This is a genomic window from Thiovibrio sp. JS02 (assembly GCF_053485635.1).
In genome coordinates, this window is the sequence record NZ_CM130715.1 from 1,288,810 (window position 1) to 1,312,094 (window position 23,285).

General features: G+C 61.2%; 16 protein-coding genes. 10 read left to right on the forward strand and 6 right to left on the reverse strand.

All coding sequences use genetic code 11. From position 1 onward, the window contains the following. Positions 1–276 precede the first annotated feature (276 nt). The 4 genes from ACUUL3_RS06040 (at position 277) to ACUUL3_RS06055 (ending at position 4,294) form a co-directional block, all read left to right on the forward strand. Positions 277–1,233: an ABC transporter substrate-binding protein gene (locus tag ACUUL3_RS06040; RefSeq protein WP_448555544.1), complete on the forward strand. Its 957-nt coding sequence runs from the start codon at positions 277–279 to the stop codon at positions 1,231–1,233. Further along, entirely contained in the window at positions 1,230–2,924 is a 1,695-nt protein-coding gene (locus ACUUL3_RS06045; RefSeq protein WP_448555546.1) for a sensor histidine kinase, read from the forward strand. Before ACUUL3_RS06040 ends, ACUUL3_RS06045 begins: the two co-directional genes overlap by 4 nt. A 167-nt stretch (positions 2,925–3,091) precedes the next feature. Continuing rightward, positions 3,092–3,550 (forward strand): response regulator, encoded by a 459-nt coding sequence (locus ACUUL3_RS06050; protein ID WP_448555548.1) that lies wholly within the window; start codon positions 3,092–3,094, stop codon positions 3,548–3,550. 3 nt (positions 3,551–3,553) lie between these two features. After that, positions 3,554–4,294, forward strand: coding sequence for a response regulator (locus tag ACUUL3_RS06055; RefSeq protein ID WP_448555549.1), 741 nt, complete (start codon positions 3,554–3,556; stop codon positions 4,292–4,294). Between the two features lie 7 nt (positions 4,295–4,301). On the opposite strand, the gene lpxB is transcribed toward ACUUL3_RS06055, so the two are convergent. Further along, a complete protein-coding gene (gene lpxB / locus ACUUL3_RS06060) occupies positions 4,302–5,453 on the reverse strand; it encodes a lipid-A-disaccharide synthase (RefSeq protein ID WP_448555551.1) in 1,152 nt (383 codons plus the stop codon). 663 nt (positions 5,454–6,116) lie between these two features. Next, the gene (locus tag ACUUL3_RS06065) at positions 6,117–7,085 is read right to left on the reverse strand and encodes a Gfo/Idh/MocA family protein (RefSeq protein WP_448555553.1); all 969 of its coding nucleotides are present in this window, start codon (positions 7,083–7,085) and stop codon (positions 6,117–6,119) included. Between the two features lie 309 nt (positions 7,086–7,394). Between ACUUL3_RS06065 and ACUUL3_RS06070 the strand changes: the two genes are divergently transcribed. Genes ACUUL3_RS06070 through pgl form a run of 6 tightly spaced genes read left to right on the forward strand, consistent with a single transcriptional unit; the run spans position 7,395 to position 17,050 of the window. Beyond that, a complete protein-coding gene (locus tag ACUUL3_RS06070) occupies positions 7,395–8,951 on the forward strand; it encodes a sodium-dependent transporter (protein WP_448555555.1) in 1,557 nt (518 codons plus the stop codon). Between the two features lie 44 nt (positions 8,952–8,995). Continuing rightward, the gene (locus ACUUL3_RS06075) at positions 8,996–12,700 is read left to right on the forward strand and encodes a hypothetical protein (RefSeq protein ID WP_448555557.1); all 3,705 of its coding nucleotides are present in this window, start codon (positions 8,996–8,998) and stop codon (positions 12,698–12,700) included. Positions 12,701–12,746: 46 nt separating this feature from the next. Continuing rightward, positions 12,747–13,817, forward strand: a complete 1,071-nt coding sequence (locus tag ACUUL3_RS06080) for a mechanosensitive ion channel family protein (protein ID WP_448555558.1) — start codon at positions 12,747–12,749, stop codon at positions 13,815–13,817. A gap of 18 nt (positions 13,818–13,835) precedes the next feature. After that, a complete protein-coding gene (gene gnd, locus ACUUL3_RS06085) occupies positions 13,836–14,750 on the forward strand; it encodes a phosphogluconate dehydrogenase (NAD(+)-dependent, decarboxylating) (protein WP_448555560.1) in 915 nt (304 codons plus the stop codon). Between the two features lie 15 nt (positions 14,751–14,765). After that, positions 14,766–16,322 (forward strand): glucose-6-phosphate dehydrogenase, encoded by a 1,557-nt coding sequence (zwf, locus tag ACUUL3_RS06090; protein WP_448555562.1) that lies wholly within the window; start codon positions 14,766–14,768, stop codon positions 16,320–16,322. 5 nt (positions 16,323–16,327) lie between these two features. Further along, positions 16,328–17,050 carry a 6-phosphogluconolactonase gene (pgl, locus tag ACUUL3_RS06095; protein ID WP_448555564.1) on the forward strand — a complete coding sequence of 241 codons (723 nt, stop codon included), beginning with the start codon at positions 16,328–16,330 and terminating at the stop codon, positions 17,048–17,050. A gap of 33 nt (positions 17,051–17,083) precedes the next feature. Here the strand turns inward: pgl and ACUUL3_RS06100 are convergent, their stop codons facing one another. The 4 genes from ACUUL3_RS06100 to ACUUL3_RS06115 form a co-directional block, all read right to left on the reverse strand. Beyond that, positions 17,084–17,521, reverse strand: a complete 438-nt coding sequence (locus ACUUL3_RS06100; protein ID WP_448555566.1) for a hypothetical protein — start codon at positions 17,519–17,521, stop codon at positions 17,084–17,086. A 195-nt stretch (positions 17,522–17,716) separates the two neighbouring features. Then, positions 17,717–18,340: a tetratricopeptide repeat protein gene (locus tag ACUUL3_RS06105; protein WP_448555567.1), complete on the reverse strand. Its 624-nt coding sequence runs from the start codon at positions 18,338–18,340 to the stop codon at positions 17,717–17,719. A gap of 147 nt (positions 18,341–18,487) precedes the next feature. After that, the gene (locus ACUUL3_RS06110; RefSeq protein ID WP_448555568.1) at positions 18,488–22,012 is read right to left on the reverse strand and encodes an AAA family ATPase; all 3,525 of its coding nucleotides are present in this window, start codon (positions 22,010–22,012) and stop codon (positions 18,488–18,490) included. Continuing rightward, a complete protein-coding gene (locus tag ACUUL3_RS06115; protein WP_448555570.1) occupies positions 22,009–23,265 on the reverse strand; it encodes a metallophosphoesterase family protein in 1,257 nt (418 codons plus the stop codon). Before ACUUL3_RS06115 ends, ACUUL3_RS06110 begins: the two co-directional genes overlap by 4 nt. Positions 23,266–23,285 lie beyond the last annotated feature (20 nt).

Consider the following 23,285-nt stretch of genomic DNA (forward strand, 5'->3'; position numbering starts at 1 on the left):
TCCATGGTTCTCCGGTGGGGAAGGACCGGGAGATTGAAGATACGGAAAGAATACGGATGTTCCGGGCGGGATCAAGGGCTTGCCTTTTGGGCGAAAAGAGGCCGGAGAGCCTGACGCACTGGCCTCTTCCGGGGACTGGCGTACCTGCCTTCGGTCGCAGGACCACCATCGGGAACACTCCGTATTTTTACGAAGAGTTCTTGCCGAACCCGCGCAAATTGCCTATTCTGCAGATTCAGACTGTACATCTTTCCCCTTGTTTGCGGATGGTCCTTGATGCCTTTGCGTGTTTTCATACTGCTCTGCTGCGTTTTCGCCGTTCTGGTCCCGGCCGGGGCCAGGTGCGCCGACATCGTGCTGGTGCAGTCCTCGAACCTGGCTCCCTACGAAGAGGCGCGCCGGGGCATCGAAGACTACCTGGCCACGCCCCATACCGGCCGGGGCGTCAAAAGCATTGCCTCCTCCACTCTTTCCTCCTTTCTTCTCACCGACTACGCCGCCGGCGCCGAGCTTGCCCGGGAAATAAACCGTGAGCAGCCACGGGTGGCGGTGGCCATCGGCCGGGACGCCCTGAACTTTTGCCGCGACAGGCTCTCCCTGCCCACCGTCTTTTTGATGGCCCCGGAGGCGCGCGACCTGCTGGGGAACCGCAAGGATATCGTGGGAATCACCATGAAGATTCAGCCCTCCCGGCAACTGACCGCGGTGGCCAAGGCCCTGCCCAAGGTCCAGAGCATCGGCGCCATCTACAACCCGCAACAGACCGGTGCCTGGGTGCAGGAGGCCCTGGTTTCCGGGGTGGGCGACGTGCAGGCCCTTCTGTTCCGGAAAATCGCCGCCACCTCGGATTTCGCCAAAACCCTCGCCGCCTTGAGCGTCGGCATCCAGGCATACTGGATGCTGCCCGATCAGTTGGCCACCACGCCGGAAACCTTGCAGCATCTGCTGCGGTTTTCCTTTGAGAATCGGATCCCGATCATCACCTTTTCGGAAAAATACCTGCGTCAGGGCGCGGCCCTGGCCGTAACCTTCGACATCGCCGACATGGGCCGACAGGCCGCCGAACTCGCGGAAAGCATCGCCAACGGTCTTTCCGTGCGGGATTTGCCTGCCTCCATTGCTCCCCGGCAGATCAAGGTGGTGGCAAACGTCAGGGTGCTCGAAAAGATGGGGGTGACGGTGAACACCACGGCGATCTCCGAGTCGTACTCCGGGGAGGGCTGGCAACCATGATCAGGCGACCGGGGCCGCGCATTCGCGGAAGAATGAACTTCAGCCTGAAGATCTTTCTCATCTTCCTGACCGTGCTCCTTCTTTTTGCCGTGGTCTCCACGCTGGTGTTCAATCAGGTGCAGCAGCGGCTGCTCCGGGAGCATATCTACAAGGAAGGCCGGCTCCTCGCCTCGGTTCTGGCCGGCAACCTGCAGGTCGGCCTCTACTTCGAGGATGAGAGGGAGATAGACAAAAACATGCAGGCCTTTTTCGACCTTGCCGATGTTCAGGCCGTTCTCATCTACGGCTCGGACGGCAGGGTCATCCTGCGCAAGGTGAAGCGTCTGCCCGGCTCCCTGCCCTCGGACGAACTCTTTTTCTCGGCCCTGGCCAGGATCCGCGCCGGAGAGATTCCCACCGGGGCCGGGGATGTGCATAACGGCCCTGATTTTCTTGTTTTTTCAGCAGACATCACCCATGTGGCCAGAAAGGACCAGTCCGATGCCGAGGAGGCCCTGTATTTTGACACGGAAACGGCCCCGGGCGAAGTGATTCGCCTGGGCAGGCTACAGCTTGTTCTGAACAAAAAGTATTTCGAACGCGGCCAGCGGGAGATCATCAAGCAGAACGGCCTGTTCACCATTCTCTTTGTGCTGCTTTCCCTGTTCGCCTCTTTCCTGCTTACCAGGGACGTGACAAAGCCGCTCAAGGAACTGATCGCCAGGATTCAGGAGCGAGGCGGCGTCGAAGCGCCGGGTCGCGACGAACTCAGCCTCCTGGAAGACACCTACCAGTCCCTGCTCGTCAGACTCGACCAGGACTTTGCCACGATCAAGGATCTGAAGGACGGCCTGGAAGACAAGGTCGTCGAACGCACCCGGGAATTGAGCCGGACCCTGCGGCAGCTCCAGGACGCCCAGGGCAAGCTGGTCCATTCGGAAAAGATGGCTGCCCTGGGCCAGCTGGTGGCGGGCGTTGCCCACGAGATCAACAACACCACCAATTTTGTCAGCGGCGCCTTGCCTCCGCTCAACAAGCGGCTCACCGAACTCGAGGCCCTGCTGGCCCAGCCGGCAACGGGGGAAGACGCCGCCGAGCGCCGCGCCCAGGCCATGAAGAGCATCCGGCTCCTGCTCGAAAACGTCCGCGAGGGCGCCCGGCGCACCAACAAGATCGTCAACGACCTCAAGAATTTTTCCCGGCCCGGCGACGAAGCCCTGCAGCCGGTGGATATCAACCAGTGCCTGGAGTCCACCCTCACCCTGGCCCATCCGGAATACAAGTACAGAATCACGGTCGCCAGGGAGCTGGCGCCGGACCTGCCTCCGGTGCAGGGAGCCCAGGGCCAGCTCAATCAGGTGTTCATGAATATTCTGCTCAATGCCGTGCATGCCTTTGCCGATAAGGGGACCATTTTGGTCCGCACCTGGCGCGAGGGCGAGAAGGTGCACATCCTTTTCAAGGACGACGGCCCCGGGATGCCGCCCTATGTGCTCAACAAGATTTTCGATCCCTTCTTCACCACCAAGGCGGTGGGCAAGGGAACGGGCCTGGGGTTGAGCATCTCCTACGGGATCGTGAAAAAACATGGGGGCGAGATTTTGGCGCGCAGCGTCCTGGGGCAGGGAGCCGAGTTTGAGGTGATTCTCCCCCTCAGGCAGGAAGGGGCCGCGGCCGCCGGGGATTCTGCCGGCGGGGAGGGAGGGGAATGAGAGGGAAGCGCCGGGGGAGGAATCGCGAAATGCCCATTCCCTCTTTTCTCCGGCCGGCGTGAAGTAGCGTCGCCGGACCTGACGCGGAAAAAACAGTGCGCCCGGAGCCGCTGGGGCTTGCGGGCAAAAGAAACAAGTGACGGGAAGACGGAAAACGGGGGTAGCCCATGACTGAAAAAAAAGGACGCGTGCTCTATGTGGACGACGAGGAGATCAATCTCACAAACTTTCGGGAGACCCTTGAGGACGAGTTTGAGGTCTACACCGCCCTGTCCGGCGAGGAGGCCGTTGAGCTGTTGAAGAGGGAGGGCGAGATGGCCCTGGTCGTTTCCGACCAGCGCATGCCCGGCATGAGCGGCATCGAGCTGCTCATCAAGGTGCGGGAGCTGTTTCCGGAAACGATCCGCATGATCATTTCCGCCTACACCGAAATCCACGAACTCATCGACGCCATCAACAAGGCCGAGGTGTACCGGTACTTCGTGAAGCCGTGGGAGGCGGATCATCTGCGCCTGACCGTGGGCAATGCCGTCAACACTTACAACCTGGCTCAACAGATCAAGGATTTTGTCGAGCAGGGCAAAAAAAATCTTGCCAGGGTAGAGAGCAGGATACCAAAGGGATAACCCATGCACACGCCAAAGGTGCTCTATGTGGATGACGAGGCGATCAACGGCAGTAACTTCCTGCAGACCTTCCAGGGGGAATACACGGTGCTGCTGGCGGCCTCCGGCGCCGAGGCCCTTGAGCTTATCGCCGACCACGACGACATCGCCGTAATCCTTTCCGACCAGCGGATGCCGGGGCTGTCCGGCGCCGAGGTTCTGGTTCGGGCCATGGAGCTGCGGCCCCATGCCGAACGGATCATGGTCACCGCCTATTCCGAACCCGACGATATCATCAGCGCCATCAATCAGGGACAGGTCTACCGTTACATCGTCAAGCCCTGGGCTGAAGAGGAGCTGCGCATCACCATGCTGCAGGCGGTGGAGCGCTTTCGCCTGAAACAGGAAAACCGCGGCCTGCTTGAGGAACTGCAATTGAAAAACCGGCAGCTTGCCGAGTGGAACGCCGTGCTGGAGCAGCGGGTCGCCGCGCGCACCGAGGAACTGGCCCAGCTCAATGAACACCTGCTTTCCAGGGTGGAGGAGCTGGAAAAGGCGAGAGACGAAGTGAGCGCCTTGAAAAAACTCCTGCCGATCTGCAGCTACTGCAAGAAGATCCGCGACGACCAGGATTACTGGCACAACCTGGAAAGTTATCTGCATCACAATACGGACATGATGTTCACCCACGGCATCTGCCCGACCTGCTACGATACGGTGTTGTCTCAGGAAATGGGCAAGGGCGGGAAAAAGAGCGGCAAATAAGCGCGACTCAGGGCCGTGAACCGTCGGCTGTTTTCAGAACCAACTCCGCCGCCCGGGCCGAGGCCCCTGCCCCGCCCAGCTTTTCGCGCACCTCGCCCAGCCCCGCCAGCATCCTGCCGCGTTCCTCGTTGTCCGCCAGCAGCTTCAGCGTCGCCTCGGCGATTTTTTCCGGGGTCGCCTCGTGCTGGAGCAGCTCCGGCACCACCTCCCGCCCGGCCACCAGATTGACCAGGGACGCGTATTGTACCTTGATGAGGCGCCGGCCCAGGAAATAGGTGAGCGGGGAAACCTTGTAGGAAATCACCATGGGCACGTTCAGGATGGCAAGTTCCAGGGAAACCGTGCCCGAAGCGGCCATCACCGCCTGGCAGGACGCCATCAGCTCGTAACGGTCTTCCCGGCTCACCCGCACCGGCAGACCGCAATCGGCCAGGCCCGCTGCGAACAGATCCTCCTCGGCCAAAGTCGGCGCCAGCGGCAGGAGAAAAACCGCATCGCGCACCTTTGCCTTGATGATTTTCGCGGCGGCCAGAAAAACCGGCAGCATGGCGGACAGTTCCCGCTTGCGGCTGCCGGGCAGCAGCCCCACCACGGTGGCCTCCGGCCCGATCTCGTGCCGGAGGCGGAACCGGGCGGCGGGGAGCGTTGCCCGCACCGCATCCATGAGCGGATGGCCGACAAAATCCACCTCCATGCCGAATTTGCGGTAAAAGGCCTGCTCAAAGGGGAGAATCACCGCCATGCGGTCCACCAGGGCGCGGATGGTTTTCACCCGGCCGCTGCGCCAGGCCCAGACCTGGGGGCTGATGTAGTAGAAGATCGGTACGCCCAGCTTTCTGGCCTTTTTGCCGAGGTGGAAGTTGAAGTCCGGGTAATCGACGAGGATGAGGAGATCGGGCGGGTCTTCCCGCAGGCGGCGCACCAGGATCCGCATCGCCTCGCGGATGAAGGAGAAGTGGCTGATCACCTCGAAAATGCCCACCACGGCGAGCCTGGCCGCGTCGTAGAGGATCTCGACCCCTTCCGCCGCAAGGGCCGGGCCGCCGACTCCGCAGATTCGCGCGTCCGGCCGTCTGGCCTTGAGCGCGGCGATCAATCGGGCCGCGTGCATGTCGCCGGAAGCCTCGCCGGCCACGATCATGATTTTAAGGGGTTTCATATCTGGTTCGGGTGCGATTTTTAAAATAGACGGGAGAGCATTTTCCCCTCTTTTCCCATTGGCACGCCGCCGAGCAGCACAGCAGTGTGACTTGAACACACGGCGAGTGACACTGGGTGCCCTTTCTTTGGTTCGTTTCTTTGCCCCCCACAAGGAGGATAACGTCCAGCAAAGAAAATGAACAAGTAGCTAGAATCTTGTACCCTTCTTCTTTTGCTTGCCCAAAAGAAGAAGCAAGAAAACGGCACCCAGTTCGTCCTGGCCCTTCGGGCTTCCCTGTGCTTCTCGGCCACGGCGGGCCGCTGTGAACTCGCACCCTGCGGGCGCTCAAACAGCACAGCGCCCTAATTCGCCATGGCCTGCGATGCTCGGCAGGACAAAATGGGGACTATATCATTTTCCCCATTGGCACGCCGCCGAGCAGCACAGCAGTGGCCGGAAAGGGGCTTGCACTGTTTGAGTACCCATGCGGGCATAAACTCCGCCGAGTTTGCAAGACCCCGGTCCAATGCGAGCAGCGCCGGGCATCCCGCCTTTGGCGGGACAGCAGTGTGACTTGAACACACGGCGAGTGACACTGGGTGCCCTTTCTTTGGTTCGTTTCTTTGCCCCCCACAAGGAGGATAAAGTCCAGCAAAGAAAATGAACAAGAAACGGAACAGCTCAGCGGCCGAGGAGATGGCGGTGCTTTTCGGCATGCGCCTTGATCTGGGCGATGATCTCCTGAGCCACGGCCAGGGCCATGCGCCCTTCCCTGCCGGAAACCCTGGGCTGGGTCCGTTCGCGTACGCATCTGACAAAATCGGCAAGCTCCATCTCCAGGGCATCCTGATGCACGTAGCAGGCCTTGATCACCTCCTCCCTGGGCAGGCCGCCTTCGCCGAGTTCCTTGCCGAGTTTGAATACCGCCATTTCCTTCTGGCCGTAGTCCACGGAGATGAAGGAGTTGGGCTGGAAGATGCGGATGCGGCGGATATTGTCCTTGGAGATGCGGCTGACGGTGATATTGGCGGTACAGCCGTTTTCAAAGATCAGGCGGGCGTTGGCGATGTCGGTGTTCGCGGTGAAGACCGGCACCCCCACGGTATGGATGGTTTGGATCGGCGATTTGACGATGCTGAGAATGATATCGATATCGTGGATCATCAGATCGAGCACCACATCCACGTCGATGCCGCGCGGCTTGAAGGTGTGGATGCGGTGCGACTCGACGAAGAGCGGATGGGTGAGATGCTCTTCCATGGCCATGACCGCCGGGTTGTAGCGTTCGATGTGGCCCACCTGGATCAGGCGTTCCTGTTCGATGGCGATGCAGATCAGATCGTCGGCCTCGGCCAGGGTGGTGGTCATGGGCTTTTCCAGCATCACGTCCACTCCGGCCAGCAGGCAGGTCTTGGCCACCTCGTGGTGCAGGCTGGTGGGCACCACCACGCTCACCGCATCCACCTGCCTGAGCAATTGTCTGTAATCGGTATAGGGTGCGGTGTTGCAGAACCTGGCCACCTCGGCCGCGTTTTCCGGGTTGGCGTCCGCCACGCCGACCAGTTCCACGTCGGGCATGGCCATGTACTTGTGGGCATGAAACTTACCAAGATAGCCTACGCCGATAACCCCGATCCGTATTTTTTCCATGGATATCTGCCTGTGATTGTAGATAATTTTGTCCGAAAAATACGCTATCCGGCCGGTTGTGACAAGGTAATTCTGCCGACCGCGCATGGACGACGGGACGGCGGGCGTCATCACCGGCCCCGCCGCCCTCGGCCCCTGGCGGCAATGGTCCGCCATTGCCCGCATTTATCATGGAAATTTCCAGAAAATAAATTTATAGGACAGGGAACTTGTGCTAATATCTGCGCACAGGGCTGGCCCTGGCAAGAAAGCGCGCTTCCCGCGCCGCAGCCGGCCACCGACAAAATCCGCGATCCGAGGGGGCGTGTCATGTCTGAAGCGCGAAGCAGTTGGAAATCGAACCTTGGCTTTTTGCTGGCCGCCATCGGTTCGGCCATCGGCCTTGGCAATGTCTGGCGCTTCAGCTACATGGCCCACCAATACGGCGGCGGTGCCTTTCTGGTCCCTTACGGGGTGGCCCTGCTGGTGGCGGGGCTGCCCATCATGCTGCTCGAGTACGGGGTGGGACATCGGGAAAAGGGCTCCTCGCCCCTGAGCCTGGCCCGCCTCGACCGCCGTTTCGAGTGGCTCGGCTGGTGGATGCCGGTGGTGGCCATGTTCGGCATCATGCTCTACTATGCGGTGGTGATCGGCTGGTGCGTCAACTATCTTTTTTATTCCTTCACCCTGGCCTGGGGGCCGGACCCCCAGGGTTTTTTCTTCGGCCAGTTTCTCCAGCTTTCCGATTCGGCGACCCACCTGGCCGGGGTCCGGGTTCCCATCCTTTTCTCCACCCTGCTGGTCTGGGTGCTCTGCTGGGCCATCTGTTACCGCGACGTGGGCCATGGCATCGAAAAAGCCAGCATCCTGTTCATGCCGATCCTTTTTGCCGTGACCATCGTCATCGTGCTCTGGACCATTTCCCTGGACGGCGCCTCCGAGGCGATTTTTTCCCACTATCTTTCCGCCGACTGGCGGAAAATCAACCTTTTCGCCGCTGAGCCCGCGGTGCGCGAGGCAGCAGGCCAGGTGTGGGCCGCCGCCTTCGGACAGATATTCTTCACCCTCTCCCTGGGCTTCGGCATCATGATCACCTACGCCAGCTATCTGCCCGCAAAATCCGACATCAGCAAAAACGCCCTGCTCACCTGCGTGGTGAACTGTTCCTACTCCCTCTTTGCCGGGCTGGCGGTGTTCGGCATCGTCGGCTTCATGGCCAAGAGCCAGGGGGTTCCCTTTGAGGAGGCGATCAAGGGCGGACCCCAGCTCGCCTTCGTCGTCTACCCCAAGGCCATCTCCCTGCTGCCCGGCATGAATTCCCTCTTCGGGGTGCTCTTCTTCCTGATGCTGGTCATCGCCGGGATCACTTCCGGCGTTTCCCTGGTGGAGGCCTTTGCCTGCTCCCTGACCGACAAGCTCGAATGGTCCCGGCAGAAGGTGGTCACCCTCCTTTGCGGCGTCGGTTTTCTGGGCAGCCTTGCCTTTACGACCAGGGGCGGTTTGTACCTGCTCGACATTGCCGACCACTTCATCACCAACTACGGTCTGATCGCCGGCGGCCTCTGCGAGTGCCTCATCGTCGGCTGGCTGCTCGGGCCGGAGACCTTGAGAAAGCATATCAACCGGATCGCCAGCAGGGTTCCCAGGGCCTGGAATCTTTCCATCAAATACATCACCCCCCTCATCCTTGCCGGCCTGCTCATCCTCTCTCTGCGCGGCGATCTCAAGGAAAACTACGGCGGCTATCCCACCGACCAGTTGCTCATCTACGGAGTGGGCTGGATGCTGATCTGCCTGGTGGCCGCCCTGGCCCTGACCTTTTGCGGCTGGCGGCCGGAGAAGCTCAAACGCCGGCACAAACCCGAAGAAGACAAGCTGCTGGTCTGACGCTCCTTTGTCGCAGGTTTTTTTGCCTGCAGGCCCTTATTGCGATGCCCAAGAAAAAGATCTTCAAGATAACCGCCATTCTCCTCCTCGCCACGCTCTCCCTGGCGCTGGTTCTGCCGCGGCTCTTCAACCTGGAAGGGCTGCGGGCGCATCTGGCCCGCGGGCTGGCAAGCAGGCTGGAAAGCACGGTTCGGTTCGAACGCCTGCAATGGCACTGGCTGCCCCTGCCCCATGTCACCCTGGTCGACTGCCGCTTTGAAAATGATGATCTGCTTCTCCGCCTGCCCAGGGCGGAGGTGTACCCGAACTGGCGGGCATTGCTGGGCAACGAGCTGCGGGCCGGCAAGGTGGTGCTCCATACGCCCGAAATCACGGTCAAGCGCTTTCCCGAGGCGACGGGAATACGCATTGAGGAACAGCTGCCCGGCGTTGCCGTGGAGGTGAAAAACGGCCTCCTGCATGTGAAGGCGCCGAGCCCATGGCCCCAGCTGCAAAACCGGGAATTCGCCCTGCGGGAATTGCAGGGCCGGGCCAGTGTTTCTCCCGCCGGCATCGATTTCAGCCTGGAAGGGAAGCCCACCTTCGGCGAGCGGTTTCGGGTCAGCGGCGGGATAGGGCGTGGGGATGGCCGCTACCGCATGGAATTCGACTGCCGCAAATTTAAGCTCCATGAGGTGCTGGTTTCCCTTGCCGACAAGGAACTTGTCCCTGTGGAGTCGTTGCTGAACATCACCGGCAAGGTCGAGGGCCAGGGCCTTGACTCCGTCCAGGCGCGGATCACCGGCGATCTTCCCTGTCTGCTTGTATTCCCGACCGACAAGAAGATTCTCCTCAATTGCGGCTTCGTCGATCTGGGCTTTGAGAAAAACGCGGCCGATCTCAGGCTGACCATCAATGAATTCGAAATGAAGGAGCCGGGCCTCTCCCTTACCGGCACCGTCAGCCGTTCCGTGGCAAGCCTCGAACAGGACGAACCCATCTGGGACATCGCCCTGACCGCGGCGGACCTCAACCTGACCCAGATCCGGGATTCGGTGCTCGCCATGTGGGGCAACAACGAAATCGCCCGGGGGGTCGGCGGGATCGTCCTGAGCGGCAAGGCCGGCAAGGCCGGGTACGCCTTTCACGGCAGGGTCGCGGATTTTAAGGATGTGCGCAACATGGAGATCAGCGCCGAGGAAATCGACGCCTCCATCAGGATTCCGGTGGGCGATCTCGTTCTCACCAACACCCGGGGCCGGATGCTGATCAAGGACGGCAAACTGCGCGTGAACGGCGACAGCGCCAAACTCGGCAACAGCAACGGCAGGAACTGCAATCTCGTTCTCGGCCTGCCCGAGGACGACGATTCCTTTTTCCTCGACGTTGATCTGGATGCCGATCTTGCCGAGCTTCCCGGGGTGCTCGCCCGCCTGATCGACGATCAGGCCTTTCTCGCCGAGCTGGCGAAGTTCGACAAGGTGTCGGGCAGCGCCAGGGGCCGCCTGCATATCGAGGACAGCCTCGACAACATCAAGGTGACGGTGGCGGTTTCGGACATGCGGGGCAACGCCGAATATGCGCCCCTGAACTGGGGGTTTGCCGTGGAGAGCGGCAGCATGACCATTGCCCCGCACCGGGTGACCTGGCAGGATGTCAAGGGCGAATACGGCCCGCATCTGATACAGCGGACCAGCGGCGAGGTGGATTGGCACAAGGAGGCGCTCCTCTCGGTGCGCCGGCTGGACGCCGCCATCTTCGCCCCGGATCTGCAGGCCGGCGCCCTTTCCTTCTGGAAAAATCTCGACGCGGTCATCGCCAGACACGCGCAGAGCCTGGACGGGACCATCGGGATCAGCCAGACCACCATTTCCGGCAGGATGGCCGAACCTGACTCATGGACTGGCTCGGCCGCCCTGAACTTCGACGGACTCAGGGTGAAAACGCCGTACCTGCCCGAAGCGGTGCGCATCAAAGAGGGGAGCGGCCTGCTTTCGGACAAGACGCTCGTGGTGAGCCGGTGCCGCGCCTCCCTGTTCGACGATACCTTTTCCGTGCGCGCCGATCTCCGCCATGAGGATTTGGCTGCCCTGCAAGGGACGATCACGGCCGACGGCACGGTGGGGGAACGTTTCGGCGCCTGGCTGCGGGAGCAGGATTTTGTGAAGAACAAGGCCCTGTTTCCGCGTCTTCCCCTGCGGGTGAGCTCCCTGGCCCTGGAACTCGGCGGGGAAAAGACCGTCGGCCGCGGCGTCGTTGCCGCCGGGGAAAAAGGCCCTGCGCTGCCCAGGGTGGAATTCAGCGCGGAATCGAACACCGCCGATCCCCTGCATCTGTCCCTGCACGTGGTCGGTGAGGGGGAGGAGGCCAGCATCGGGGTCGATTTCCTCGACAACATTCCGGAAACCTTTCTGTTCACCTGGGCGGGAAGCCTTTCCGAAAACACCGTCGACCGGCTCCTCGCCGACGAGACCCTGCTCGACGGCGCCATTTCCGGTGATTTTCAGCTCTATCTGCCCCACGACCCCAACAAGATTGCTTTCAGCGGCACCCTGACCGGGGAGGGGTTCCGCTGGTTCCTTGCCAACGGCACGGGTCGCTCGGTGGCAATCGACGACATCCGACTGGAAGGGGTGGGCAACGAACTCAAGGTGAAAAAACTCGCCTGCGCCTTGAGCGACCAGGAATCCATCCAGGCCAGCGGGGTGCTCTCCCGGGCCGACACCGGACTTGAGCTTACCCTCGACCTCGCCTCCCGGTTTCTTTCCAGGCAGACGGTCTTCAATTTCCTTGAGGATCTGAAAGGCCTCAAGGATGGTCACCCCCTTGCCGACCGGAAAAGGGAGGCGGACGACAAGGAGTGGAACCTCACCGGCACGATCAATTTCGACCTTGCCGAGTTTATCTCGGTGGCCAACGGCGGGGCGGAGCCGAAAAGCATCGTCCCGACCCTGACCTGGCAGCCTTTGCAGGGCGAAATCCGCATCCACCCGGGCGGGAAGCTGTCGGCAAGCATCACTTCCGGCCGCCTCTGCTGTCTTTCGACCACCGGGCAATGGTTTTCCTCCCCCGAGCTTGGCAGCAACACCTTTCAGCTGTTGAGCGCGGACTGCGATACCCCTCCCCGTTTCGAGCGGGTTTTGCCCTGTCTCGGCTATCCCCAGGATCTGATCGAGGGCGCGTTCAGCCTGGAGGGCAGCCTGAGCGGCCCCCTGAACAACTGGCAGGACGGCTACCTGGACGTGAATTCCCGGGCGGGCCGGATACTCAGGATGAAACTGCTCGCCAAGATCTTCAGCGTGATCAACGTCACCGATCTTTTCACCCCGGTTCCGGAGGGATCTGAAGGCGGCTCCGGCGCGGGATTCCCCTATTCGGAGCTGATTCTGAAAAGCCATGTCCGGAACAACGAACTGATCATCGACGAGGCCGTGGTCCGCGGCGAGGGGCTCAACCTCTTTGCCCGCGGCAAGATGAATATCGTCAGCCTGGACATGGATTTCGTGGTGCTGATCTCCCCCTTCAAGACCCTGGACGCCATCATCAGCAAGGTTCCCCTGGTGGGCAGGGTCATCGGCGGGGAGACCGCGACCCTGGTGACCTTTCCGGTGGCGGTGCGCGGACCGGCGCGCGACCCGGAGGTGACCCTGCTGCCTCCCTCCGCGGTGGGCGAAGGCATTATCAATATCATCAAACGGACGATTCTGCTGCCCTTCACCATCCTCTCGCCCATTCTGCCCGACGCGGCTCCGGACGAGGGTGGCCGCTGATTCCGGCGGCAGGCGGGCCGCCTAATTTCAGAAAGTGAGTGAATATATGGATTATTCTGCGTATTTTCAGGAGATTTCCCAGTTGCCCCTGGCCCGGCGGCTGTCGGTGGTGGTGGTCTACGCCCTGGCCGCGCTGGCGGTGGATATCTTTCTCAACCGGGTACTCAAGCGCCTTGTCTCTACCTTCACCGTCACGGAACTCGACGACAAGACCATCAACCTCCTGCATGGGCCCATTGTCGTCACCGTCTTCCTTGCCGGCGTCCTGCATGCGCTGGCCATGCCGCCCGCCCTGGCCCCGCCCTGGGAGCACTTTTTCCCGGCCGCCGCCAAGAGCGTCGCCCTGATCGTCTGGACCGTCGCCATGCTCCGGCTCTTTGTCCTCATTGGCGAGCACTTCCTGCAAGGCCTTCTCGAAAGGGGCAATCTCGGGGCGGATCTCTTTCTGCTCCTCAAGAACGTGGTCCGGGTCATCATCATCGTCTCCAGCCTGATCTGGCTTCTCTCCATCTGGAACGTCAACCTGGCCCCCCTTTTCGCCTCCGCCGGCATCGCCGGCATCGCCGTGGCCCTGGCCGCCAAGGACAGCCTCGCCAATTTCTTCGGCGGCATCAGCATCTTTGCCGACCGCACCTTCAAGGTGGGGGATTACATCATCATCGACAATGCCCAGCGGGGCGAGGTGGTTGAAATCGGGGTGCGCTCGACCCGGATCATGACCAGGGACGATGTTCTGATCACCATCCCCAACTCGGTTCTTGCCGCGAGCAAGATCGTCAACGAAAGCGCGCCCATCCCCCGCTTCCGGATCAGGGTGCCGGTGGGGGCCGCCTACGGCAGCGATGTCGATCAGGTCGAGGCGGTGCTCCTGGCCGTGGCCGCCGGCAATGCCGCCGTGGTGCCGGAGCCGGCGGCCAGGGTACGCCTGCGCGCCTTCGGTGCCTCTTCCCTGGATTTCGAGCTGCTCTGCTGGGTCGAGGACCCGCGGCTCAAGGGCCTGGTCACCCACGACCTTTTAAAGGCGATCTACAAAGCCTTTGCCGAGAACCGTATCTCCATCCCCTTCCCGCAGCAGGATATCCATATCAAGGAACTGCCGGCAGGAACCGGGAAATAAAAAATGGGAGGAATGCCTATGCAGATCGGCATGATCGGGCTTGGCCGCATGGGAATGAACATGGCGCGCCGCCTTCTGGCCGGAGGCCATGCGGTGGTGGCCTACAACCGGAGTCCTGAAAAAGCCGAGGCCCTAGCCGGGGATGGCGCTGTCGCCGCTTACAGCGTCGAGGAACTGGTCGCCGCCCTTACCCCGCCCCGGGTGGTCTGGCTGATGCTGCCGGCGGGCCGGGTGGTGGAGGAGCAGCTGGACGCGCTGGCCGGCCTGCTCGCCGCCGGCGATATCCTGGTGGAGGGCGGCAATACCTTTTATAAGGATGATGTGGCGCGGGCCGCACGGTTTGCCGGCCTGAAGATCCATTATCTGGACGCCGGGGTTTCCGGCGGCATCTGGGGCCTGACCAATGGCTACTGCCTGATGCTCGGCGGCGACCCGGCGGCGGTGACGCGCATCGAGCCGCTGCTCAGGACCCTGGCCCCGCCCGACGGCTATCAGCACTGCGGGGCTGCCGGCGCCGGCCATTTCGTGAAGATGGTCCACAACGGCATCGAATACGCCATGATGCAGGCCTACGGGGAAGGCTTCGCCCTGCTTGAGGCCTCGCCCTATGGCGAAGATCTCGATTTCTCCCGGCTGGCCCACCTCTGGAACCAGGGCAGCGTGATCCGCTCCTGGCTGCTGGAGCTCCTGGAATCGGCCTTTGCCAAGGATCCCAGGCTTGAAGAACTGCGCGGCCAGGTCGAGGATTCGGGCGAAGGGCGCTGGACCGTGCAGCAGGCCGTGGAAAGCGGGGTGAGCACTCCGGTGATCGCCCTGTCCCTGTTTGCCCGTTTTCAGTCCAGGCAGGAAAACGCCTTTGAAAACAGGGTGCTGGCTGCGCTGCGCAGGGAGTTTGGCGGTCATGCGGTGGTTGCCGCGAAGAAGGAATCCTGAACCCGAGGAGCTGCCATGCCTTTCCCGGATACAGCCGGAAGCGAACAGGGCGGGAAAATCCATCCCCATGGGGCATGCCCCATGCCGGGCCAGGAATATCCCGCCTCCTGCACCATCGTCATCTTCGGGGCCTCGGGCGATCTCGCCGCCAGAAAGCTGATCCCGGCCCTGTACAATCTTTTCCGCAACAAATCCCTGCCCAGGCCGGTGAACATCGTCGGCTGCGGCCGGACCAGGCTGAGCCATGAGTCCTTCCGCGCTTCCCTGCGGGAATTTCGGCACAAAGAGGGGCTGGAAGTCGATGGCCCCTGGGAGACATTCGCCGCCAATTTTTTCTATCAGCCGCTCACCTACGACAACCCTCCCGAATATCGGGACCTGGCGCGTTTTCTGGAGGAGCTTGACCGCGGACGCGGCACCGCCCCGAACAGGATCTTCTACCTCGCGGTGCCGCCCGGCCTGTATGCGCTCATCGGCCGCGAGCTTGGTGTTGCCGGCCTTTCCAGGGCCTTGGCCGGCAACTGGGCGCGGATCGTGGTTGAAAAACCCTTTGGCCAGGATCTCGATTCCGCGGTGGAGCTGGATCGCGCCCTGCACACGAGTTTCGGCGAAGAGCAGATTTTCCGCATCGATCACTATCTTGCCAAGGAAACCGTGCAGAACATCCTGATGCTCCGCTTCGCCAACACCATCTTCGAGCCGCTCTGGAACAGAAGCTTTATCGACTACGTGGGCATCGTCACCGCCGAAAAAATCGGCATCGAGCACCGGGCCGGGTATTACGAGGAGGCCGGGGTGCTGCGGGACATGTTCCAGAACCACATGATGCAGCTCCTGGCTCTCATCGCCATGGAACCCCCTTCCCGCTTTGACGCCGTTCAGGTGCAGGACGAAAAGGTCAAGGTCTTCCGCGCCCTCAAGGCCCTGGATGTGAAAACCCTTAAGGAGAATCTCTTTCTGGGCCAGTATACGGCAGGAGTGGTCGATGGCGCCCCTGTGCCGGGATACCGCCAGGAGGGGGGAGTCGCCGCGGATTCCCTGACCCCGACCTATGCCCTGCTCCGGGTTTTTCTCGACAACTGGCGCTGGCGGGGGGTGCCCTTCTACCTGGCCTCCGGCAAGCGGATGGCCCGCAAGGAAACCCGCATCGTCATCCAGTTCAAAAACGTTCCCCATTCCATGTTCAGCAACATCCTGGACGAGCACATCGCGGCCAACCGCCTGAGCATCGGCATCTACCCCCACGAAGCGATTTCCCTCACCTTCCAGACCAAGGCCGCCGGCGCCAAGGAATGCCTGCAGCCGGTGACCATGGATTTCCGCTACGACCGCGGCGGCATGGCCCGCTCCCTCGATGCCTACGAGATGGTGCTCCGCGATTGCATGCTTGGCGATCACATGCTCTTCTGGCGGCAGGACGGCGTTGAGCTTTCCTGGGCCTTCCTGACCCCGATTCTCAACGCCTGCGAGTCGTGCCCGGTCCAGGCGAAGGAATTGCTTGAATTTTACGAGGCCGGCAGTCCGGGGCCCGGCTCGGCGTGGAAATGGCTGCGCCTTATCATGGAGGAGTGATCGGCATGCAAACGCGCAATTTCACAAACATGGAAGCATTGAGCCGGGCGGCGGCAGAGGAGATCGTCTCCATCGCCGACAACGCCGTGGCCGGCAGAGGAATTTTCACCCTGGTTCTGACCGGCGGCAAAACCCCGGGCCTTCTCTATTCGCTCCTGGCCGAACCCCCTCTGGCCGGGCGGCTGCCCTGGAAGAAAACCCACCTCTTCTGGGGTGACGAACGCTGTCTGCCGCCGGACGATCCGGCAAGCAATTTTTTCCTGGCCAGGGAAACATTGTTGAAAAATGGTCTGGTGCCGCTGGAGAACATCCATCGTCTGGAGGGGGAGGATCCCGAGCCCGCCAGGGCGGCCCGACGGTATGAGTCCCTGCTCAAGGGCTTTTTCCGGGGGGCGGAAAAAGCCTGCCTGCCGCGCTTTGACTGCCTGCTTCTCGGCATGGGCAATGACGGGCATATCGCCTCGCTGTTTCCCGGCTCTCCCCTGCTCGGCGAGGAAAAACGGCTGGTTGCCGCCCTGCCTGAACCGGCCGGCACCCCCAAGGTCATCCGCCTGACCTTGACCCTGCCGATCATCAACAGCGCCAGAAAGGTGCTGCTGATGATCTCCGGGGCGGAAAAAAAGAAGATCTTTCAGGAGATCGCAGAGGACCGCGATGCGGCCATGCGGAAATACCCGGCGGCATGTCTCGCTCCGCAGGGGGAATTGCTCTGGTTTATCGGGGAGTAAAAAAGTGGGTGTCCGGCGCGGGCCGGAGGCTGCTCAGGCAAACTTGAGCAGCCTTTTCAGCCAGCCGCTCTCGCTTTTTTGCTGGGCGGCAAGCAGTTGGTGCAGGCGGGCAACCTGCCCGTTATCGGGCGGAACGAGAAATTCGAGCCCCAGATGAAAAGGGCGGCAAGGCTCGGAAAGGATGTGGTCGAACCAGACCGGGTGCATGGGGATGACGAGCTTCACCATTTCCTCGGGGTCGATCACCTCCAGGTTGATGACCCTGGATTCCTCATCGTTGAAGGAATAGAAAAGGTGGTACTTTCCGGCGCGGATGCGGTTGACCGTCACCCGCACTCCGTAGGTCGACATGTCGACCAGGCTGCCCATGATGGGTTCGGCGATCACCTGACTGCCTTCTGTCTCCCGCAGGATCAGGGTCACTGCAAGCGAGGCGGCAATTCTCGGTGCCCTTCGTGCTTCTTTACCCATGGTATATCATTGCCCCCGTTGGAACCCCCATCCCCTGACGGTATTATCCTCCTTCCTCGTTACATCACACCTTATTATTGTAACATTTTGATGTCAAAGGAAAATTGATGGCCATGCAAGAAATCGACAACCGGCTGGTCCGCGCGGTGAGGCAGGCGCGGACCAGCGTGCTTCCGGCCGTCCGCCGGACTGCTGCTACCGGGATTTCAGCTCGGGCAGGATATCCTTGACGAGCTGGCCGTTGGGCGCCGTGGCCATGGGATTGATGTCCACCAGCTCCTGCCAGGCCTTGACAGCCCCATCCTTGTCCTTGAGGTCGTAGAGCAGCACGATTCCTTTGTTGAAGCGGGCTGTTTCATGCCGGCTGTTGAAGGTGATCGCCCTGTCAAAGGTGGCGATGGCCTGCTGCGGGTTGCCGGCCCGCCGGTACATGACGCCGAGGTCGGTGAGGACGTCGGCGTTGTTGGGATTTAATTCCAGGGATTTGTTGTAGGCATTGATGGCCTTCTCAAAGGCGTCCGAGTCAAAGTAGAGGTGGCCAAGGCTGGTCCAGGCCTCGACATTGCCGGGGTTTTTCTGCACCTCCATCTCCAGCTGCAGCATGCGCTGGGCCTGCTCTGCCGTCAGACGCGCCCCCGCGTTCTGCTGCGGCGGCTGCTGCTGGCTCACCGGCTGGGCTCCCCCACCGGCACCGCCCGGCGATTTATAGACGCTGAAGACGATGCCGCCGAGAAAGCCGATGACCAGGCAACCGAGGGCAATGAGAATTACCGTTTCCTTTTTTAAGCCATTTGCTGCAGCTTGCTCAGACTGGGACATGAAGCATTGCCTCCTTCAGAGGGGATCTATTTTTTTCATTCACACATGGTAACAGAAAATACAGCACCGTCAATGCGCTGCTGGTCCGCAAAAAACATTCTTTCCTCTCATTGGGACACCAGGGTCAGGTAAAAAGTTCAGGAAAATTCATGCCGTCTCCAGCGCGGTCAGGGCATGGATCTGGACACAGCCTGCGTCGACGAGGGATCTGGCCTCCTCGACGATGCGACGGTGGTGGGTAAAGAGCAGAATCTGCTGCGAATCCGCCAGGCTGGCGAGGATTGCAAGGGTTGCCCTGGCGCGGGCGTCGTCAAAATTGATGAGGATATCATCTGCAATAAAGGGCACGGGCTCGTGGTTTTTCCGCCGCCACTCAAGAGAAGCCAGGCGCAGGGCGAGGTAGAGCTGATCCCGGGTGCCGTCGCTCATCTGGCCGATCTGGACCCGGATCGACTCACCTTTCAATCCGATGAGGATGGGCTCGCCTCTGTCGTTTTCATCGCTGCGCAGGCCGCTGTATGCCCCCAGGGTCATGAGCCGAAAATATTTTGAAGACAGGGTAATGACCGGGTCCTGGTTTTCCGAGCGATAGCGTTCGATCTCGCCTTTTAAGGCATGGGCTGCCAGTTTCAGCTTCAGATAGCGGTCGGCGAGACGCCGGATCCTGGCAAGCAGCAGGGCCGCTTCCTCGGCCGCCTCGGCCGCCCTGGCGTTGCCGTCCATCTGTTCAAGCCTGGTCCTCTTCTCGCCGATCAGTTCGGAGAGCCGTTTGCTCTGGGGCACCAGCTCCTCGTCGATTTCCCGGCGCAGGGCGTTGATCCTTTCCGGAAGGCTATCCGGCTCGCACTGGTTTGCCTCCTCTGTTAACTGAGCAAGGCTCAGGCCGCCTGCTCCAGCAATGAGCGTAGTTTCCGTCTCAATGAGTCTTTTCCGCAGTTCCCGACATTGGCCGGAAAGCTGTTCCGCCCCCTCAAGCTCGGCAGGCTGGCTGCAACCTGCCTGTCGGCAAAGCTCCTGAAGCTGCGTCTTGAGGCTTTCCAGCTCGCCGCTCAGGCCAATAACCTCTTCCTCGCCTTCGGAAATCGCCCCGGCATAGCCGGCAAGCAGGACGCGGTCGTTTCTGGCCTGATTGAGTCGGGACTTCAGTTGCACCACTATCTGTTCGGCAGGCTGGTCGATGATTTCAGGGGCAAGTTTTTCCGCCAGCGCTTTGACGGCAGCAAGAAAACGGCTGCTGTCCTGATCAATGCCTTCGATGCGCTTGGCAAATTCGCCGGCTTCCTTCAACCGCGCAAAACAGTTGTGAAGATTATCAAGCAGATCCAGGGCCTCGGCCGGGTAAAGATCCCTGCCCTCGCCGGCCAGGCCGGAGGTAAGCTCTCGCCACTCCCTGCGCCATTGGCTAAGGGCTGCCTCCCGCTCCTTTTGCTTGGCGAGCAGAAGGGAATATTCCTCTTCTCTGAGCCTCTTTTTTTCAAGATGCTGTTCCCGTTTTGCTCTTATTTCCAGCAGGGAGGCGAGAGCCTCCTCGGCATGGAGCAAAACAGGGGTCAGCTCTGAACCATCGGCCGCGGCAGGTTCGCCTATCCGCTTCAGTTCAGCGAGAAGGGCATCAAGGCGTTGCTGCCGCGCCTGACTCAGAAGTGCCAACTCCTGTTCAATTCGGCTCAACTCTTCAGCCTTGCCCCGGATTTTTTCCACACTCCCGAGCCAGAAGAGCATTTCTTTGGGGGTAAGCGGGGATACCCGGCACGGAGCCCAAATACTTTGCCAGTTCTCTTCAAGAGCGGCAAACTCCCTGGCAATTTGCTCCTCTTTTGACAGCAGCTCTCCCTGCAAGGAGGTGAGTCTTTCCTCCTCCGCCTTCAGGGCTCCATAGGCATGTACCCGCTCCGCCTCGTGGCGCAGGCGATCGGCAAGGGCATCCGCCTCGGTAATGTCCCTGGCAAAGGCGTCGGCCAACGACAGCTCGGGGTTGTATGCCCTGCTCTCCTCGCCGACATCCTCAGCTGCAAGCCATTGCCGCCGGACAAGGCTCCAGCCCCGGTCCCGATGCTCGCGAAGCCGGAGAAGCTCCTCTTCGCTGGGCACTGCCCCGGCCGTGGAAAATCTGGAAAGCTCGGTCCGCACGGAGCCAAGCTGGTGCAGGACTTGCTCTTTTTCCGCAATGAGCGTTGCCCGCCGACCGGCTGCCTCGGCAAAAAGACCCTCGTGATGAAGGACGGTCTTTTCCATGGGCAGGGGGAGCTGAAGAAGGTCGGCAATGGTGTCCTGCCAGAGCACAAGGCGCTTTATTTCCTGTTCGCAGTTGAGCCGCCGTTCCCCGCACAGCCTTTCCTTCTCGGCAATCTGCTGATCTATCTCGCCCGTCTTTCTGGCGAGATGCACGGCTTCGGCAAGATGGCGAGTCTCTTTCCCGGCCGGCAGGGAGGACAGGGCATTGTCGAGGCTTTGCCGGGCCTGCTCGAATGCGCCAAGGGCTTTTCGCCCATCTTCCAAGGCATTCATCAGCCCTTCATGCTTTGATGCCATGGTGCTGATGACCTTGGCCCTGGCCAGCAGCGGCCTCAGGCTCTCCACCTGGGCAAGGGTGAGATCCGCTCGCACCTGGACGAGAAACTCTCCGGCATCCCGCTTGGCACCGCTTCTCCTTCCTTCCAGCCGTGGCCGATCTTCAAGGGCCTTTTTATAGCTTCCCAGCCCCTGGTGCAAAGCCTCGATATTTTCTTCAAGATCAAGGGTCGGTTGCGGCAGATGGATCGCTGCCTGCTTCTCTTTCAGGGACTTCAACCTGCTTTGGGCGACATTCAGTTTTTCCGTCAGGGAATGGAGCTGATTTTCCAGGCCCTGACGGCGTTTGGCGAAATCCTCGGGCAGGAGCACCACCTTGCCCACTGCGGCTATTTTCTCCTGCAAATCCTTGCGCAGAGCCAGTTGGGGCAGAGCATGCCGAAGACGGGTAAGTTGCTGCAGTTGCCGTTCTTTTGCCGATTTTTTCTTTTCTATCTCGTCTAAGTTTTCTTCCGCTTCAGAAAGGGCGGTATGCAATTCCAGCCACTCCCTGGCCGATAAGCTGGCCAGCCGCTCTTGCCTCTGCAACTCATGATACCTGGCCAGGGCCGTGTTGATCTCCTGCTTGCTGCCCCGGACCTTGAAAAGTGCCTCCGCTTCGGCCTCAAGCTCGTTCAGCACCGCGCGCAGGGAGGAGAGCCCGGCGCCGGCCGCAAACAGGGCCTGGCCCACGTCTCCCTGCTGGGCCAGGATGTCTTCTCCGCCCTTGACGAGATCATCATGGTTGATGGCATGGAGGGTGTCGAAGATGGCCTGTTCGCGGATGGGCAGGAAGGCGGCAAGGGCCTCGGGAGGAAGCGGCTTGCCTGCCGCATCGAGCAGGTCCGCCTTTCTTCTTTTCCGGCGCGCGAAATACAGCTCACGGCCATTTTCGGCAAGAAGAGTGCCGGCGACCATGAGCTGGTCGTTGGCATGGTGAAAATTGTCGGCCGTGCGTTCGGGAAAGCCGAAAAGCCAGGCCTTGAGCGCCCTCAGGGTGGAGCTTTTCCCGGCCTCGTTGGCGCCGTAGATGATGTGCAGGCCAGGACTTTGCAGGGAAAAGTGGAGAACCTGGCTGGTGAAGGGGCCGAAGGCCGTCAGCTCAAGCTGTTTGATTCTCACCGGCCCCTCCCCTCTTTCAGCAAGCCGGCAAGAAGCAGCGCCTTCACCTCCTCGCAGAGTTCCGCGCGCCTGGCGGCATCATCGGCGAAAAGCCCCTGACCATGCTGCTGCAGCTCCGGCGGCAGTTTGCTTTTCAGGGCGGCGAGCTCGGGAAGCGCTTCGATGAGATGGGACGATCCAAGGTCGAGCCGGGCGATATTTTTCACGAGATCGGCAAGAGGGCTGTCCTCGCCAAAGGCGGCATCGAGCTCGGCCGTGCTTTCCGTGGCAAAAAGGACCTTTTCCAGCCAAAGATCGCCAAACCCCGCCGCCAACCCGCGAAAGGATTCGTTCAGGCTGAAGGAGTGTCCGTGCAGGCGAGAATGGAGCATGCTTTCGCCGACCAGGCTCAGGCGGATGGCCAGGGGGCGTTCAGCTGCCTCTTCTTCAAGGGAGGCGAAGCGAAGGCGCACCGCCTCCTCGACCATTGACAGATCGCTGCAATCGGAAATGTCGAGCGGACAGTAAAGCCAGCGAAGAACATCGAGGGAACGGTGCTCGACGGCGACGACCCCGCCCTCCCGCACCGTCACCAGGGTGGCGCCCTTGTCGCCGCTTTCCTGGATGTGCCGGCCCTGGATATTGCCCGGGAAGACCACCCAGGGCTCGCGGCAGACCTCCTCCCGCTTGTGGATATGGCCCAGTGCCCAGTAAGCATAGCCCTTGCTCCGCAGGTCGTCCAGGCTGCAGGGGGCGTATGGCTCATGCCCCTGCCTGCCGGTGAGGGAGGTATGCAGAAGGCCGATATTGAAATAATGGGGAAGCGCCAGGGGAAAGCCGGACGCCAGGTTGTCGGCAACGCCGCGCGTCTCATAGCCCTGCCCGTGCAGGGCCACCCGCAGCTCTTCGATGCGCACGGTTTCCGGGGCCTGAGTGGAGAAGAGATGGACATTGTCGGGCAGGACAAGCGACTTGCTGATCTGGCTTGCCGCATCATGGTTGCCGGAAACCAGAAAGACCCGGATCCCCTCCTTGCGCAGTCTGCCCAGGCGGTTGGCGAGGAAAAGGCCGGTGTTGTAATCCTTCCAGTCGCCGTCATAGAGATCGCCGGCAATGAGCAGAAAGGCGACCTGTTCGGCAATGGCCAGGTCGATGAGATTGTCAAAGGCGCGCCGGGTTGCGGAGCGGAGCTGTCCCAGCGGCGCGTCGGCATAGGCCTCAAGGCCATGCAGGGGGCTGTCCAGATGAATATCAGCGGCATGCAGGAATTTCACGAGGTTTCCATCCTGAAGAG